This window comes from Pseudomonas sp. B40(2017) (genome assembly GCF_002112855.1).
Classification (GTDB): Bacteria; Pseudomonadota; Gammaproteobacteria; order Pseudomonadales; family Pseudomonadaceae; genus Aquipseudomonas; species Aquipseudomonas pharyngis.
On record NZ_NEIT01000001.1, the window covers coordinates 637,353 to 652,418 of the forward strand.

Sequence of the window (15,066 nt, forward strand, 5' to 3'; positions counted from 1 at the left end):
CAACGATTAAGATCTTAATTGCGCAATTAAGATCTTAACTGAAAAAAAATTCAGATAAAAGTCGTCGGTAACCGGCGATCCGGACCTATTACTTCAACAATTCATGCCTGCCGGTGTACGGCGGGCGAGGAATTCCCGTGCTCACGATTGAACAACAAATCGCGATCCTCACCGCTCCGTCCGCTCCTGCGATCGAGGTTGTCACATTGCCACGCGCCTTGGCGGAGCAAGGCCTGAAAGCTCTTGAACAAACGGGCGCGAGCGCCAGCGATATCCTCAAGCTGCGCGGCATCCTTGCCGAGCCAGCGCCGCAGCTCTGGGCGCTCCACAGCGTTGGTCCCGGTGAAGAGTATCCATGTTTCAACAAGGAGGACGCCGAACGGAGAGCCCAGGAATTACACGACCTTGGCGAGCGAATGAAACAAGACCGCATTGCGCGAGGTGAGAGCGTCGAACATTGGCACGACTGGGTAACGAACGTAATCCCCTCACCCTGGGAGCCAGCGGAACACTTCGAAATCATGGCTGAGGAGTGGATGGGTGATGCTGACCAGCTGCGCCAGCACGCGGCCAAGCTGACCGCCGAGCGCGACGAGTTGCTGGCAGACCTGCGGGAGGCAGCCGCCACCCTGCGTCGATACGAGCAGCTGCACCGCGACAAAGGCACTGAAGAGAGCAAGGCGAAGGCCGAGGTAAATGCCGGACTCGCCGCGCGCTTCGAGCAAACCATCGCGAAAGCCACTCAGTAACCTCCGCCCACCCGGGCAAGGAAGTGCGCCATGACCATCACGAAGATCATCAAGGGCCCGCACAAGCTGTTCGGGCTCTGGTGGGTTACCGCTGACTGCAACGGCACCAAACAGCACATGTCCTTCCGCACCGAACAACAGGCTCGCGCCATCGCCCCAGGGCAGGACAGCGTGAGCCTTCATTAAAACCTTCTGCCGCCGCCGGCGGCGTGGAGAATCCTATGAGTCAAGAATTTAACGCACCGCGACTCAAGACTAGCGACGGAGGCTAATCATGGAAGGCATTCAATTTCTATCGCATGAAGAGGTTTGCACCCTCACGGGAGCCAAAACGAAAGCCGGGCAGCTGATGGTTCTCAAAAGAAATGGAATACGGCACACCATCAAGCGCAGTGGCTGGCCATGCGTGTTGGCGTCAGCCCTGACCGGTGAGCCTGTAACTGCAGCAGAGAAACCGAAATGGCAGCCGCGGCTGGTGGGATAAATGGGAAGAAAGCCAACGAAGCCAGACAGCGTCACACGCTTACGGAAGCGTACTCAGCGCAGTGGCACTGTCTATTACTACTACGACACCGGCGGCACCCCACGAAAAGAAATTCCACTGGGTAGCGATTACGGACTGGCAATCGTCGAGTACGCCAAGCTGGAGAAGAGCCGCGCGTCGTCAGCAATTGTTCAGAGCGTGCTGACCTTCGCCTACGTAGCCAATATCTATATGGAGGAAGTAGTTCCAACGAAGGCGCCGGCCACACAAAGGGACAACGCCCGCGAGCTGAAGCAACTACTGAAGTTTTTCGATGATCCGCCAGCCCCCCTCGAAGCAATCGAGCCTCAGCACATCGTTCAGTACCTCAGGAAGCGTGGCAAAGAAGCACCGGTCAGGGCGAACCGGGAAAAAGCACTGCTGAGCGCAATCTGGAACTTCGCCAGGACAAGTGGCTACACATCGCTGGCGAATCCTTGCGCCGGGGTAAAAGGCCACAAAGAGACCGGTCGCGATGCCTACATCGAGGACGAGGTACTTGCAGCAGTCTATAGCCACGCCGATCAGCCGTTGAAAGACGCGCTTGATCTGTTCTACCTAACCGGCCAGCGCATCGCCGACACGTTGAAAATGGACGAAAAAGATATCCGGGACAACAAACTAGCGGTTCAGCAAGGCAAGACGCGAGCAAAGCGAAGGATTGAGATTGTCGGAGAGTTGAAAGTCGTGATCGATCGAATCCTGGCCCGGAAGGCGGGACACATGATCAGGACCAGTAGGCTGATAGTGATGGACAACGGTCAGCCGATGACCAGCAGCATGTTGCGAGGGAGGTTTGACGCGGCGCGCGAGGCCGCAGGAGTAGAAAAAGGAGATTTCCAGATGCGAGATCTTCGTGCCAAGGCCGGTACCGATAAAGCAGAATCGAGCGGCGACATCATGCAGGCCAAGGATCAGCTCGGGCACACAACTGTGGTGATGACGGAGAACTACATCCGAAAAAGGATCGGCAAAAAAGTCACCCCGACCAAGTGAGTTGCGGAGCAGGCTCCGAAATTGCGGAGCGCAAATGATAAGGGCCTGCATGAGTAAACTCACGCAAGCCCTTGATATTCATGGTGCCCGAAGCCGGAATCGAACCGGCACGCCCTTACGAGCGGGGGATTTTAAGTCCCATGCGTCTACCAGTTTCGCCATTCGGGCGGTAGCGCGATGTTGCACTGTGCTGACGACGATTCACAATCCTGACAGGACTGCACATTGGCAGCAGAGGGGGAAATATATACATCACTTCCCGGTGAAGCAAGTTTGCAGTTGCCGTTTCAAAGACAAAATCTTTCACTGCAACGCAAATAAAAAAGCTCCGTAAATCATGGATCTACGGAGCTTGTTTATAGTGGAGGCCGAGGTCGGAATCGAACCGGCGTAGGCGGATTTGCAATCCGCTGCATAACCATTTTGCTACTCGGCCTCAAAACATTTGCTGTCAGTAGCGCAACAACAAACGTTGTACAAATTGGAGCGGGAAACGAGACTCGAACTCGCGACCCCGACCTTGGCAAGGTCGTGCTCTACCAACTGAGCTATTCCCGCTTGGTGTGGCGCATTCTATAGATTCCAGATGCCCCGTCAACCCTTTGATTCAAAAAAGTTTTATTTCTTTTCTACATCGGTCTTCAGATGTGGCCAGGCTGCGCGAAGGTATTGAACCATCGACCACAGGGTCAGACCTGCAGAGATCATCAGCAACGCATAACCCATGAGAACCCAGAAACTGAAAGCCTTGGGGTTGGCCAGGAGAATCACCAGTGCCAGCATCTGCGCAGCAGTTTTCCATTTACCCAGATTGGATACGGCCACATGAGCCCGGGCACCGAGTTCGGCCATCCATTCACGCAACGCCGAGACCACGATCTCGCGACCGATAATGACAGCTGCCGGCAGTGTGAGCCAAAGGTTGCCATGCTCTTGCACCAGCAAGACCAGTGCGACGGCGACCATGAGCTTATCGGCTACCGGATCGAGAAACGCACCAAAAGGCGTGCTTTGTTCCAGGCGTCGCGCGAGGTAGCCGTCCAGCCAGTCCGTCGCTGCCGCAAAGGCGAATACCGAACTTGAGGCCAGATAGCTCCATTGGTAGGGCAGATAGAACAGCAGAATGAAGATCGGAATGAGCAGGACGCGGAGAACGGTAATCAGATTAGGGATATTCATCGGCACAACTGGCTACGAGGTGAATGGGCATTCTACTCACTATGCAGGTTTGCATAAATCGACTCTGCTAGCTTTTTGCTGATCCCCGGTGCTTTGGCGATCTCTTCGATGCTTGCACGAGACAGCTCCTGCAATCCACCAAAATGTTTCAACAAGTCCCGCCGCCGGGTCGGCCCTACACCCGCAACGCCTTCCAGCGTTGACGTGCGGCGGGTCTTGCCGCGCCGAGCACGGTGGCCGGTGATTGCAAAGCGGTGGGCTTCGTCCCGAATCTGCTGGATCAGATGCAGCGCCGGAGAATCACCCCGCAAGGTGAATTCATGCGCCGCATCATTCAGATACAAAGTCTCGAATCCGGCCTTGCGCGTGGTGCCCTTCGCGACCCCCAGCAGGATCAGATCAGGAACAGCCAATTCGTTGAGCACATCACGCGCCATCGACAACTGCCCCTTGCCGCCGTCCACCAACAGGATGTCCGGCAACTTGCCCTCGCCTTCCTTCAGCTTGCTGAAGCGTCGGGTCAGGGCCTGATGCATGGCGGCGTAATCGTCGCCAGCGGTCACACCTTCGATGTTGTAGCGGCGATAATCCGACTTGATTGCCCCTTCCGGCCCGAACACCACGCAGGAAGCAACCGTCGCTTCACCGCTGGAGTGGCTGATGTCATAGCATTCCAGCCGTTGCGGCGGCTCGTCGAGGTTCAACACTTCTGCCAACGCTTCGAAACGTGCGGCAACGTGCTGACGATTGGCCAGCCGCGCACCCAGTGCCTGTTCGGCATTGGTCACGGCCAGTTGTTGCCAGCGCGCACGCGTACCGCGCACCCGATGGCTGATGGTCAGCTCGCGTCCGCGGAGCGTGTGAATAGCCTCGATCAACGCAGGAAAGTCTTCGTGAACGACATTGACGATCAACTCGCTCGGCAAGTCGCGCTCCGGGCTGCTGATGAAGTATTGCCCCAGAAACGCAGCCATGACTTCGGCTACGTCTTCTTCGATCCCGACCTGGGGGAAGAAATTCTTGCTGCCAAGCACCCGCCCTCCCCGCACGCTGATCAGGTGGACACAAGCACCGCCCGGATTGACGAATGCGGCGATCACATCGATATCACCCGTTCCGCCTTCCATGCTCTGCTGATCCTGCACTCGACGCAGCAAGGCAATCTGGTCGCGCAGTTCGGCGGCGCGCTCGAATTCGAGATTGATCGCCGCCTCTTCCATGGCCGTCGACAATTCATTGGTCAACGCATGACTACGCCCTTCGAGGAACATTACCGAGTGACGCACGTCCTCGGCGTAAACCTCAGGCTCGACCAGCCCGACGCAGGGTGCCTTGCAACGTTTGATCTGATATTGCAGGCACGGTCGGGTCCGGTTCTTGTAGTAGCTGTCCTCGCACTGACGCACGAAGAACGTCTTCTGCAGAAGACTGAGGCTTTCGCGGATAGCCCCGGCACTCGGATAGGGACCGAAATACTTACCCTTGGCCTTCTTGGCCCCGCGATGAATGCTCAGGCGCGGGAATTGCCCGTCAGACAAAAAGACATAGGGATAGGATTTGTCATCGCGCAACAGGATGTTGTACGGCGGCCGCCACTCCTTGATCAGAGTCTGCTCAAGCAGCAACGCCTCTGTCTCGTTGGACGTAATGGTGGTTTCGACCTGGGCGATACGCCCGACCAGTGCCGCCGTTTTCGGCGCCAGGCCCGTCTTGCGAAAGTAACTGGCCAGGCGTTTCTTCAGGTTCTTGGCTTTGCCTACGTACAACAGACGCGCGTCGCTGTCGAACATGCGATACACGCCGGGGCGCCCGCTGACGGTCGATAAGAAAGCGCCCGAATCGAATATTTCAGTCATGGTCAGAGGCTGGCATCAACCATGCCGTGACGAACCGCCAACAGCGTCAGTTCGACATCGCTGCTGATCGAGAGCTTTTCGAAAATGCGGTAGCGATAGGTATTCACGGTTTTCGGCGACAAACACAGTTTGTCGGAAATGATCTGAACCTTCTGGCAGCCGACAATCATCAGCGCAATCTGGATTTCCCGTTCCGACAACGCATCGAACGGTGAATCATTGGTCGGCTGAAAGGATTTGATTGCCAGTTGCTGGGCAATCTGCGGGCTGATATAGCGCTGGCCGGCGAACACCAGGCGAATGGCCTGAACCATTTCCGGCAATCCGGCGCCCTTGGTCAGATACCCCGCCGCACCGGCCTGCAACAAACGTGTAGGAAACGGATCTTCCTCACACACGGTGACCGCAACCACTTTGATGTCCGGATGACTTCGCAACAGTTTGCGCGTGGCTTCGAGGCCGCCGATGCCCGGCATCTTGACGTCCATCAGCACCACGTCGGGCTTTAACTCACGAGCCTTGATGAGGGATTCTTCCCCGGACTCGGCCTGGCCCACCACCTGCAGGCCATCGATGTCGGCCAGCATACGTGTAATGCCTGTACGAACGAGATCATGGTCGTCGACCACTAGCACCCTAATCAAGCAGACACCTCGCGATATGGTCTTATTGGGATGCCGGACACCTTAGCAAAAAGTGCGGGGCAGACCTAGCGGCAAGCGACATATAAAAAGTTTCAATTCTTCATCGAGGGCTTGCCGGACGTGCGTTTCAGAGCACAGGTGTACTCACGTCAAGCTGCATTCGAAGGAAACACTCGTCCTCACCTTGCACCAACATTCCTTTTCTTCGATACAGGTTTTGCGCCGGATTGTTTTTGAACACCGTCAGGCGCAACGCCGGGCGACGCTCCAGCCGCGCCATCGCAACAACCTGATCGATCGCCCAGGATCCCGCGCCCTGGCCCTGAGCGCTCTCGATGATCTGCAATTCGCGGATATACAGGGCCCGAGCATCACGGCTCAGACTGAAATACCCCGTCAACTCGCCTTCCTGAAGGATCAACCAGTTGTCGCGCCCGGCCCAGGCGACATCGAACGCCTTGTCCTGCCACAGCAAGTCATAGTGAATGTAGTAGCGGAGCATGTTTCGGCAAGTCAGCTCTCGCACAAACGACAGGTCGGCGGCCGTTGCCTGGCGCAGTTCAAAACTCATTCCTGCCTCGATACGCGTCAAAAGCAGAGTGTGGCACACCCAGGCGAGCGCTCAACCCATAAAGTCCTTCTTGCTACTCCAATAGCATTTTCTGATTGCTGACGCGCAGCAGCCTCTAGTAAGCTCGGCGCATTCATCGGAGACAGCTCATGTTCAACGCCCTTTCACAGCTTCATACCACCAGCGCCTCGCGCTCGGTTGCGGCTGCCCGGGTGAACGGTGCCTCGGCTCCAGCAAGCTTTTATTTTGGGTATTGGTTTAGCCACTGGCGCGCCTGATACCCAACCGGCGCCCATTTGAACGGGTCGCCTACCAGAGATTTCTCAACCCCCGGTCGGCCTCCCGACCGGGGGTTTTGTTTTTTCAGGCCCGAACTTTTTTCAGCAACACACCAGACACTTTGAGGATTCAACCAATGAACTACGCCACTTATTACCGTTACGACAGTTTTTCCGCCTGGCGATTTACCAGCCTCCGCTCGGGAAAACCTGCCGCCTCCGATCGGTCACCCACAGGTGGCAAGCCAACACACGTAGCCAATCCGGCCAATTGTCGAACACCCCAGTAGGGCCGATTAAGCGGGAAGCCCCCGCCGTCCGCCCAGGAATTACCGAATATGAACTCGTCCGTTTCTGCTCTGCCACTGTCCACGCTGAACTCTGCCAACGAAGCACTGACCCTGCGTCTGCCAAGTTCGCTGCAACTCAAGCAGCAATTGCCGCTCAGCAATGCCCTGAACAATCAAGTCGTTGCCCACCGCCAGGCGGTCCGAGCGATTCTCAATGGTGAAGACCAACGCCTTTTGGTGATCGTTGGCCCTTGCTCGATACACGACCCCGAATCCGCGCTTGAATACGCCGAAAAGCTCGCACAACTGGCCAGCGAAGTCCGTCAGGACATGTTGCTTGTCATGCGCGCCTACGTTGAAAAGCCTCGCACCACCGTTGGCTGGAAAGGCCTGGCATACGATCCTCATCTCGACGGTAGTGACGACATGGCTGCGGGCCTGACGCTATCGCGCGAACTGATGCTGGAAATGATCCGCCTCGGACTGCCGGTCGCCACTGAACTGCTGCAACCCATGGCCGCCGGATACTTCGACGACTTGCTGAGCTGGGTCGCCATCGGCGCCCGCACCACTGAATCTCAGATCCATCGTGAAATGGCCAGCGGGCTCGGCATGCCGGTCGGCTTCAAGAATGGAACCGATGGTGGTGTCGCCATTGCCGTCGATGCGATGCGTTCGGCAGCTCATCCCCATCGCCATTTCGGCGTGGACAGCCAGGGCCATCCGGCTATCGTCCCGACGCTCGGCAACCCGGATACGCATCTGGTGTTGCGGGGCGGACATCAGGGGCCGAACTACGACCGTGAAAGCGTTTCCAGGATCAACAGCGAGTTGAACCGACTGAAAATCCCGAGCCGAATAATGGTCGACTGCAGTCATGCCAACAGCGGCAAAGACCCCCTTCGCCAGCCTGACGTGTTCAATCATGTACTGGAGCAGCGTTTGCAGGGCGAACGCTCGCTGATCGGCATGATGCTTGAATCGCACCTGTTCGAAGGATGCCAGCCTTTGAGCGAGTCGCTTCGCTACGGGGTTTCGGTAACCGATGGCTGCCTCGGGTTCGATGCTACGAGACAATTGCTGCTGGACGCCGCCCACCGTATGCGCAAACAGACTTCGGTCTGATGATGAGCACCGCCCTCCGCCGAATTTCAAGCGGAGGGCGGGCTACGTTCGCAACGCTAGATCAAGCCTGTACGCGAACCAGTGTCACCGCGGACTCCTGACTGACATCATCCAGCCGTTCGACCGAGTAGGACAGTCGCACAACAGTGTTCACATGCTCTCGCCAGAACCGGTAAGGCACAATGAAAACCAACGGCTGCATGGCCATCCCCCCGATGATTTCGCGGTCGTCCCGGTGGAAGAACGACTCGCCGTCACACTTGAGATAAACCAGCTCACCCTCCTCCACCTGCGCATCACTTATCATCACGCTGATGCCATCGGTGGCGTCATGCATATCAAGCACGCCGTCTTCCGCTTCAAGCACTCGGGGTGCCGGTAGCACATCTCGTGCCAATGGGCCAATGCTGATCCGCGTAGCGCCTGACTCGCGAATGGCTCCGCTTTTCTGCTCTACACGGTAGTGAACCAACACCTCGCCCCCCAAATGCGGAGCGATGAATTCGGGCGCGACTCCGAACACCAAGGGCTGACCGACAGCAAAGAACTCAACGATAAGAATGTCTCGAAATGATGCCTCCGGCGAAGGCCCCTGCCAGATCAACTCTACCCGGTCGCCTGCACTCATTCCGGCATAGGGTTGAAGGATGGCAGTCGTTCCGTCGGGTACGCGAGCCGGATCGAGACTGCCCCCGACGGCATCCTCCACGAGGACCGGTAACAGACTGTAGCGGACGTCTCCCACGTCCAGCAGCGTACGCATTGAAGAACCAGGCGCCGTTCTCGTGACGCTGTTCAATGTCCAGAACACCTCCAGCGTGCCCCCGTCCAATACTGCGATGTGAACGTCCCGCACGATCAGAACGACATCCTTGCCCAGCTGACTTTCACTGACGGATCTCGCAATGTCGTGCCGATACGGCAGGCCTTCTGTATCGAAACCATGCCAGCTCAACACGACCCTGTCACCGCATGCCATTCCAGGCCAGGGCGCAATCCGCACGACAACCTTGCTCAATGACGGATCAACGACAGCGCCGACAATCGAATCCAGTGTGGGCGCCGGCAACGGCAAAGCCCCTGCGCCCTCCCGACAGGGTCCGAACGACTGAACGCTGCCACCCTCCATCCCTGTGTCCTTTTCTTGCAAGACCGCTGCTTGTAAATCATTCATCAGTTGCCTCTCCATTCCCTGGAAATGACACGTCGCCTGAGCTCTGCGTCGAAGAGCCTCCATTTAAACCGCTTCACCACCGATCGGATGTCAGCTCCTTACTGTTCGAGTGATGACCAAACGCACTAAAGGAAGTAGGCAAAAAAGGGAAAAGTACTTTCGATGAGGCGGGAGCTGTCTGAATGTTCCGAAGCGGAGTTCATGCAGCAGTGAAAATTCATACACGCATTGATCCAGTTTCCAACGCATGACGGCGATTCTTCAGGCATCCCCAGCCTCACGACTGTTTTAGAGTGGCAAGCAGAAAACATCGACGATCATCTGCGATCAAGGACGAAAAATGCTACTAAATGCGACAACCAATCATCCTATTCTTTTGGTGCATGGCCTGTTCGGATTCGAGCGCATTGGCCCGTTCGAACTGTTCCACGACGTAAAACAGGCGCTCAAGGCTGCTGGCGCGCAGGTGTTTGTGCCCCATCTGTCGGTCATCCATGACAATGAAATACGTGGGGAGCAACTGCTCTCGCAAATCAACGCCGTGTTAAGGGGCACAGGCGCGGCCAAAGTCAACCTGATCGGCCACAGTCAAGGCGCACTCACGGCACGCTATGCTGCAGCGCTAGCCCCACACAACGTTGCGTCTGTTACGTCAGTCAGCGGGCCAAACCATGGCTCGGAACTGGCGGACTTCCTGCGCAAGGCGTTGATACCTGGAAGACTTCCGGAGGTCGTGGCACAGAATGTAGCGACCCGGTTTGCCGATTTTCTGTCACTGCTCAGCGGGCAAAAGGCATTGCCGCACAGCGCACTGGCTGCGCTGGGTGCCTTGACAACGGAGGGGGTCGGCAACTTCAACGACAAATACCCGCAGGGTCTGCCCGAGGTCTGGGGCGGTCACGGTGCAGAATGGGTGAATGGCGTTCGCTATTTTTCATGGAGCGGCGTCGTACCCGAACCCGAAGAGCCGTCGCTCGACCCTGTCCAGGGCATCTGCTGCGCCCTCTCGGAATACTTCATTACAGAACTCGCCCAGAACGACGGACTTGTCGGTCGCTTCAGCTCTCACCTGGGCACCGTGATCCGCTCCGACTACTCCCTCGATCACCTGCATACTCTGCGGCGGGCAAGCGGACACCACGCCATGGCTAACGACTCGATACGTCTCTATGTCGAGCACGCCTTGCGCCTTCAAGCCGCTGATCTATAGATGTCTCATCAGACCAGCGAACGGAACTTTGCCGAGAAATCGACCACTGAATCCGGTAGGCTCCACCCTTTATCGATTTGATTGGAGAATTTCCCCATGGCTAAAGCCACTGCCCGCCACATCCTGGTTTCCAGCGAAGCCAAGTGCAACGAACTCAAGGCCCAGATCGAAGGTGGCGCTGATTTCGCCGAAGTGGCCAAGGCCAACTCCACCTGCCCGTCCAGCCGTCAGGGCGGCGACCTGGGTTCGTTCGGTCCTGGCCAGATGGTCAAGGAATTCGACACCGTGGTATTCAGCGCACCGATCAACGTCGTGCAAGGCCCGGTGAAGACCCAGTTTGGCTACCACCTGCTGGAAGTCACCAGCCGTCAGGACTGATTTCAGCCCGACCCGCTGTGCAACGGCCCGCCTGATGGCGGGCCGTTTTGTTTTGGTTACACCGCACCGCTGGCGAACGGCGCGCCGCTCGCGTACAAATTGCGCTTATCGATTACCCGGCTTTAAGGCTGACAATGCGACTGGCTTTCCCGACATTGATGTTCACTGCCCTAACCCTGCTGCTTGGGATCACTGGTGTGGACGCCGCACCGCTGCATGCGATGACCGTCTATGGCGAACCGGCAAAGTACCCGCCCGGCTTCAGTCACTTCGATTACACCAACGCCCAGGCGCCAAAAGGCGGGACGATGCGCCGCTCGGCCATCGAGATCGGCCACTTCGATCATGTGCTGCCGTATATCGACAAAGGCATCGGCGTCAGCCAGATAGACGGCCTGCTGTATTCCCCGCTGGCCCAGCGCTCGCTCGACGAGCCCTACACCGTATACGGCCTCGTGGCGCAGAAAATGGAACGCTCGGATGACGGCCTGTCCCTGCGCTTCTTTATCAATCCAAAAGCCCGCTTCGCCGATGGCAAGCCGATCACCGCCGAAGACGTGCGCTACACCTATGATTTGCTGATGACCCAGGGCAGCCTGCGTTATCGCACCCAGTTCGCCGACGTCAAAGGCGTCGAAGTCGAAGCCCCGCTGACCGTGCGCTTCGATTTCAAGAGCAACGAAAACCGTACCCTGCCGCTGGACATCGCGACCCTGCCGGTATTTCCCGAACATTGGTGGAAGACCCGTGATTTCGCTGGCGGTGGCGGCTATGAACCGCCGCTGGGCAGCGGTCCGTATCGGGTCGGCAAAGTCGACTCCGGGCGCAGCATTACCTTCGAACGCAATCCCGACTGGTGGGGCAAGGACCTGCCGGTCAGCCGTGGCCTGTACAACTTCGATCACTTCAGCATCGAGTACTTCGGCGACACCGACGTTGCCCGCCAGGTCTTGCGCGGTGGCGCCTATGACTACAACCGTGAATTCTCCGCCACCGGCTACTCCATCGGTTACGACAGTCCGGCCCTGAGCGACGGGCGCCTGCAAAAGGCTCATCTGGCCACCGAGGCACCGCAGTCGGCCCAGGGTTTCGTGTTCAACCTGCAAAAGCCGATGTTCCAGGATCGCCGCGTTCGACAGGCCCTGGCCATGCTCTGGGATTTCGAATGGAGCAACCGGCAGATGATGCGCAACATGTACATTCGCCAGCAGAGTTACTTCTCCAACACCGACCTGGCCGCGCGCCAGCTGCCGGATGCCGCCGAGCTGAAGATTCTGGAACCCTTGCGCGGACAGATTCCCGACGAGGTGTTCACCCAGGTCTTCGAAGCGCCGAAAACCGACGGCAGCGGCCTTATCCGCGACAAACAACTGCAAGCGTTGGAGCTGCTGGAACAGGCCGGCTGGAAACCCGATGGCGACCAGTTGGTCAACGACCGTGGCGAGCCGTTGAGCTTCACTTTCCTGGTCAGCCAGAACGGCATGGACCGTCTGCTGCTGCCGTACAAGCGCACACTTAAACAGATCGGCATCAACCTCGACATCCGTCGCATCGACTCCTCGCAATACGTCAACCGTCTGATGAGCCGCGACTACGACATGATTGTCACTGGTTACCCGGTCACCACCTCCCCCGGCGGCGAACTGTTGAACTACTTCGGTTCGGCATCGGCCAATGACCCCGGTGCCAACAATTACATGGTGCTGAAGAACCCGGCGGTCGACACCTTGATCAACGGCCTGATCCGCGCTTCGACCCAGGCCGATATGCTGCGTTACGCCCATGCACTGGATCGGGTTCTGCAATGGAACTACTACTGGATTCCCAACTACTACCCGCCGGGCACGTCCACCGTGTGGTGGAACCGTTTCGGCATTCCCACCGTGCAGGCGAGCAATGACGAAGCGATCGAGAGCTGGTGGGAAATCAGCAGCACGCCGCTGACCAACCAGCAGATGACGGCCGAGAAAATCAGCCGTGGCAGACCTGGAGGGCCGCACTGATGTGGGCTTACATACTGCGGCGCCTGCTGCTGATCATTCCGACGCTGGTGATCATTCTGCTGGTCAACTTCGTGATCATCCAGGCCGCGCCAGGTGGTCCGGTTGAACAAGCCATCGCCCACTTGCAAGGCATTGGCGGCGCCAGCGTCGGCGGCGGGGCGAGCGAGACCATGAGCGGCACGTCCCGCGCCAGTCGCGGCCTCGATCCGCAACTGATCAAGGACATCGAAAAACAGTACGGCTTCGACAAACCGGCCCATGAACGCCTGTGGCTGATGCTCAAGAACTACGCGCAGCTGGATTTCGGCAAGAGCTTCTTCCGTGGCGCCACGGTCACCGACCTGATCCTGCAGAAAATGCCGGTGACCATTTCCCTCGGGCTGTGGGCGACGCTGATCACTTATCTGGTGTCGATCCCGCTGGGCATCCGCAAAGCCGTGCACCACGGCAGCCATTTCGATATCTGGAGCAGCACGGCGATCATCATCGGCTACGCCATGCCGGCATTCCTGTTCGCGATGTTCCTGATCGTGGTGTTCGCCGGCGGCACCTCACTGAACTGGTTCCCGGTGCGCGGCTTGGTGTCCGACAACTTCGAATCCCTGTCAACGCTGGGCAAGATCACCGACTACTTCTGGCACCTGGTATTGCCGGTCACGGCACTGGTGATCGGCGGTTTCGCCACCCTCACCATCCTCACCAAGAACTCGTTCCTCAATGAAATCACCCGCCAATACGTGGTGACCGCGCGCGCCAAAGGCCTGAGCGAAAACAGGGTGCTCTATGGGCATGTATTCCGCAACGCGATGCTGCTGGTGGTGTCGGGTATTCCCCAGGCGTTCATCAGCGTGTTCTTCGCCGGTTCGTTGCTGATCGAAGTGATCTTCTCCCTCGACGGCCTCGGGCGCATGAGTTACGAAGCGGCCGTGTCCCGTGATTATCCGGTGGTGTTCGGCTCGCTGTTCATCTTCACCCTGTTCGGCCTGCTGATAAAACTGATCGGCGACCTGTGCTACACGCTGGTCGACCCGCGCATCGACTTCGCCGCGAGGAACGCCTGATGTTCAAGCTCTCGCCTCTGGGCCGTCGCCGCTTCGAACGCTTCAAGAAAAACCGCCGGGGCTGGTGGTCGCTGTGGTTATTCATCGGGCTGTTCCTGCTCAGTCTCGGCGGCGAATTGATCGCCAACGACAAGCCGCTGATCGTCAGTTATCAGGGCCAATGGTACTTCCCGGTATTCAAGCGCCACACCGAGCAGGAGTTCGGCGGACAACTGCCGTTCCAGGCCGATTACCGCAGCGATTACGTGCAGAAGCTGATCCGCAAGGACGGTGGCTGGCTGCTGTTTCCGCCAATTCCGTTCAGTGACGACACCCCGAATTACGACCTCAACAAACCGGCGCCGAGCCCGCCGACTTCGGTCAACTGGCTGGGCACCGACGATCAGGCGCGCGACGTCCTGGCCCGGGTGATCTTCGGCGCGCGGGTGTCGATCCTGTTCGCCCTGATGCTGACTTTCGTCAGCGCCCTGATCGGAATCGCAGCCGGCGCCCTGCAAGGCTATTACGGGGGCTGGGTCGATCTGCTCGGCCAGCGTTTGCTGGAGGTCTGGTCGGGGTTGCCGGTGCTTTACCTGCTGATCATCCTTTCGGGATTCGTCGAGCCGAATTTCTGGTGGCTGCTGGGGATCATGGCGCTGTTTTCCTGGCTGGCGCTGGTGGACGTGGTCCGCGCCGAGTTTCTGCGCGGACGCAACCTTGAGTACGTCAAGGCTGCCCGGGCCCTGGGCTTGAGCGATCGCAAAGTGATTGTCCGGCACATCCTGCCCAACGCAATGAACGCGACCCTGAGCTACCTGCCGTTCATTCTGACCGGGGCGATTTCGACCCTGACCGCGCTGGACTTCCTCGGCTTCGGCATGCCTGCCGGTAGCGCGTCTCTGGGTGAGTTGATCGGTCAGGGCAAGCAGAACCTGCAGGCGCCGTGGCTCGGGTTGACCGCGTTTTTCACCCTGGCGCTGATTCTTTCCCTGTTGGTATTCATCGGCGAAGCGTTGCGCGATGCCTTTGACCCGCGCTCATGAACGGACC

General features: G+C 58.1%; 15 protein-coding genes and 3 tRNA genes. 10 read left to right on the plus strand and 8 right to left on the minus strand.

What is annotated here, in order from left to right:
• Positions 1-137: 137 nt before the first annotated feature.
• From CAF76_RS02965 to xerC, 4 genes are all read left to right on the plus strand, one after another.
• The gene (locus CAF76_RS02965; protein WP_085646770.1) at positions 138-749 is read left to right on the plus strand and encodes a hypothetical protein; all 612 of its coding nucleotides are present in this window, start codon (positions 138-140) and stop codon (positions 747-749) included.
• 30 nt (positions 750-779) lie between these two features.
• Entirely contained in the window at positions 780-935 is a 156-nt protein-coding gene (locus tag CAF76_RS28695; RefSeq protein ID WP_178076149.1) for a hypothetical protein, read from the plus strand.
• Between the two features lie 88 nt (positions 936-1,023).
• Positions 1,024-1,233, plus strand: coding sequence for a DUF4224 domain-containing protein (locus CAF76_RS02970; RefSeq protein WP_085646771.1), 210 nt, complete (start codon positions 1,024-1,026; stop codon positions 1,231-1,233).
• Entirely contained in the window at positions 1,234-2,268 is a 1,035-nt protein-coding gene (gene xerC / locus CAF76_RS02975; RefSeq protein ID WP_085646772.1) for a tyrosine recombinase XerC, read from the plus strand.
• An 81-nt stretch (positions 2,269-2,349) separates the two neighbouring features.
• Here the strand turns inward: xerC and CAF76_RS02980 are convergent.
• The 7 genes from CAF76_RS02980 to CAF76_RS03010 all read right to left on the minus strand — a co-directional run bounded on the left by CAF76_RS02980 (position 2,350) and on the right by CAF76_RS03010 (position 6,518).
• Positions 2,350-2,436 (minus strand) — tRNA-Leu (locus CAF76_RS02980).
• 194 nt (positions 2,437-2,630) lie between these two features.
• Positions 2,631-2,704 (minus strand) — tRNA-Cys (locus CAF76_RS02985).
• Positions 2,705-2,750: 46 nt separating this feature from the next.
• Positions 2,751-2,826, minus strand: a tRNA-Gly gene (locus tag CAF76_RS02990).
• A 60-nt stretch (positions 2,827-2,886) separates the two neighbouring features.
• On the minus strand, positions 2,887-3,447 hold the full coding sequence (gene pgsA, locus CAF76_RS02995; protein WP_064596971.1) for a CDP-diacylglycerol--glycerol-3-phosphate 3-phosphatidyltransferase: 561 nt from the start codon (positions 3,445-3,447) through the stop codon (positions 2,887-2,889).
• A 32-nt stretch (positions 3,448-3,479) separates the two neighbouring features.
• Positions 3,480-5,303, minus strand: a complete 1,824-nt coding sequence (uvrC, locus tag CAF76_RS03000) for an excinuclease ABC subunit UvrC (protein WP_085646773.1) — start codon at positions 5,301-5,303, stop codon at positions 3,480-3,482.
• Between the two features lie 2 nt (positions 5,304-5,305).
• Complete coding sequence (uvrY, locus tag CAF76_RS03005) at positions 5,306-5,947, minus strand: UvrY/SirA/GacA family response regulator transcription factor (protein WP_032829778.1); 642 nt, start codon at positions 5,945-5,947, stop codon at positions 5,306-5,308.
• Positions 5,948-6,074: 127 nt separating this feature from the next.
• Positions 6,075-6,518, minus strand: a complete 444-nt coding sequence (locus tag CAF76_RS03010; protein WP_085646774.1) for an N-acetyltransferase — start codon at positions 6,516-6,518, stop codon at positions 6,075-6,077.
• Positions 6,519-7,134: 616 nt separating this feature from the next.
• Between CAF76_RS03010 and CAF76_RS03015 the strand changes: the two genes are divergently transcribed.
• On the plus strand, positions 7,135-8,211 hold the full coding sequence (locus CAF76_RS03015) for a 3-deoxy-7-phosphoheptulonate synthase (protein ID WP_064596977.1): 1,077 nt from the start codon (positions 7,135-7,137) through the stop codon (positions 8,209-8,211).
• Positions 8,212-8,272: 61 nt separating this feature from the next.
• Here CAF76_RS03015 and CAF76_RS03020 read toward each other — a convergent pair whose 3' ends face one another.
• A complete protein-coding gene (locus CAF76_RS03020) occupies positions 8,273-9,385 on the minus strand; it encodes a hypothetical protein (protein ID WP_256579582.1) in 1,113 nt (370 codons plus the stop codon).
• A 340-nt stretch (positions 9,386-9,725) separates the two neighbouring features.
• On the opposite strand from CAF76_RS03020, the gene CAF76_RS03025 reads away from it, so the two are divergent.
• The 5 genes from CAF76_RS03025 (at position 9,726) to CAF76_RS03045 (ending at position 15,059) form a co-directional block, all read left to right on the plus strand.
• On the plus strand, positions 9,726-10,595 hold the full coding sequence (locus CAF76_RS03025; protein ID WP_064596978.1) for a triacylglycerol lipase: 870 nt from the start codon (positions 9,726-9,728) through the stop codon (positions 10,593-10,595).
• A gap of 96 nt (positions 10,596-10,691) precedes the next feature.
• A complete protein-coding gene (locus tag CAF76_RS03030) occupies positions 10,692-10,973 on the plus strand; it encodes a peptidylprolyl isomerase (protein ID WP_007952068.1) in 282 nt (93 codons plus the stop codon).
• 134 nt (positions 10,974-11,107) lie between these two features.
• A complete protein-coding gene (locus CAF76_RS03035) occupies positions 11,108-12,976 on the plus strand; it encodes an extracellular solute-binding protein (RefSeq protein ID WP_085646775.1) in 1,869 nt (622 codons plus the stop codon).
• Positions 12,976-14,037 carry a microcin C ABC transporter permease YejB gene (locus CAF76_RS03040; RefSeq protein WP_007952064.1) on the plus strand — a complete coding sequence of 354 codons (1,062 nt, stop codon included), beginning with the start codon at positions 12,976-12,978 and terminating at the stop codon, positions 14,035-14,037. Before CAF76_RS03035 ends, CAF76_RS03040 begins: the two co-directional genes overlap by 1 nt.
• Positions 14,037-15,059 (plus strand): ABC transporter permease, encoded by a 1,023-nt coding sequence (locus tag CAF76_RS03045; RefSeq protein ID WP_085610438.1) that lies wholly within the window; start codon positions 14,037-14,039, stop codon positions 15,057-15,059. Before CAF76_RS03040 ends, CAF76_RS03045 begins: the two co-directional genes overlap by 1 nt.
• Positions 15,060-15,066 lie beyond the last annotated feature (7 nt).

Coding starts and splice junctions, on each gene's coding strand:
- CAF76_RS03030 (WP_007952068.1), top strand. CDS start 10,692: ATGGCTAAAGCCACTGCCCGCCACATCCTGGTTTCCAGCGAAGCCAAG.
- CAF76_RS03020 (WP_256579582.1), bottom strand. CDS start 9,385: ATGAATGATTTACAAGCAGCGGTCTTGCAAGAAAAGGACACAGGGATG.
- CAF76_RS02970 (WP_085646771.1), top strand. CDS start 1,024: ATGGAAGGCATTCAATTTCTATCGCATGAAGAGGTTTGCACCCTCACG.
- CAF76_RS28695 (WP_178076149.1), top strand. CDS start 780: ATGACCATCACGAAGATCATCAAGGGCCCGCACAAGCTGTTCGGGCTC.
- CAF76_RS03045 (WP_085610438.1), top strand. CDS start 14,037: ATGTTCAAGCTCTCGCCTCTGGGCCGTCGCCGCTTCGAACGCTTCAAG.
- CAF76_RS03035 (WP_085646775.1), top strand. CDS start 11,108: ATGCGACTGGCTTTCCCGACATTGATGTTCACTGCCCTAACCCTGCTG.
- CAF76_RS03040 (WP_007952064.1), top strand. CDS start 12,976: ATGTGGGCTTACATACTGCGGCGCCTGCTGCTGATCATTCCGACGCTG.
- uvrC (WP_085646773.1), bottom strand. CDS start 5,303: ATGACTGAAATATTCGATTCGGGCGCTTTCTTATCGACCGTCAGCGGG.
- CAF76_RS03025 (WP_064596978.1), top strand. CDS start 9,726: ATGCTACTAAATGCGACAACCAATCATCCTATTCTTTTGGTGCATGGC.
- CAF76_RS03015 (WP_064596977.1), top strand. CDS start 7,135: ATGAACTCGTCCGTTTCTGCTCTGCCACTGTCCACGCTGAACTCTGCC.
- CAF76_RS03010 (WP_085646774.1), bottom strand. CDS start 6,518: ATGAGTTTTGAACTGCGCCAGGCAACGGCCGCCGACCTGTCGTTTGTG.
- xerC (WP_085646772.1), top strand. CDS start 1,234: ATGGGAAGAAAGCCAACGAAGCCAGACAGCGTCACACGCTTACGGAAG.
- pgsA (WP_064596971.1), bottom strand. CDS start 3,447: ATGAATATCCCTAATCTGATTACCGTTCTCCGCGTCCTGCTCATTCCG.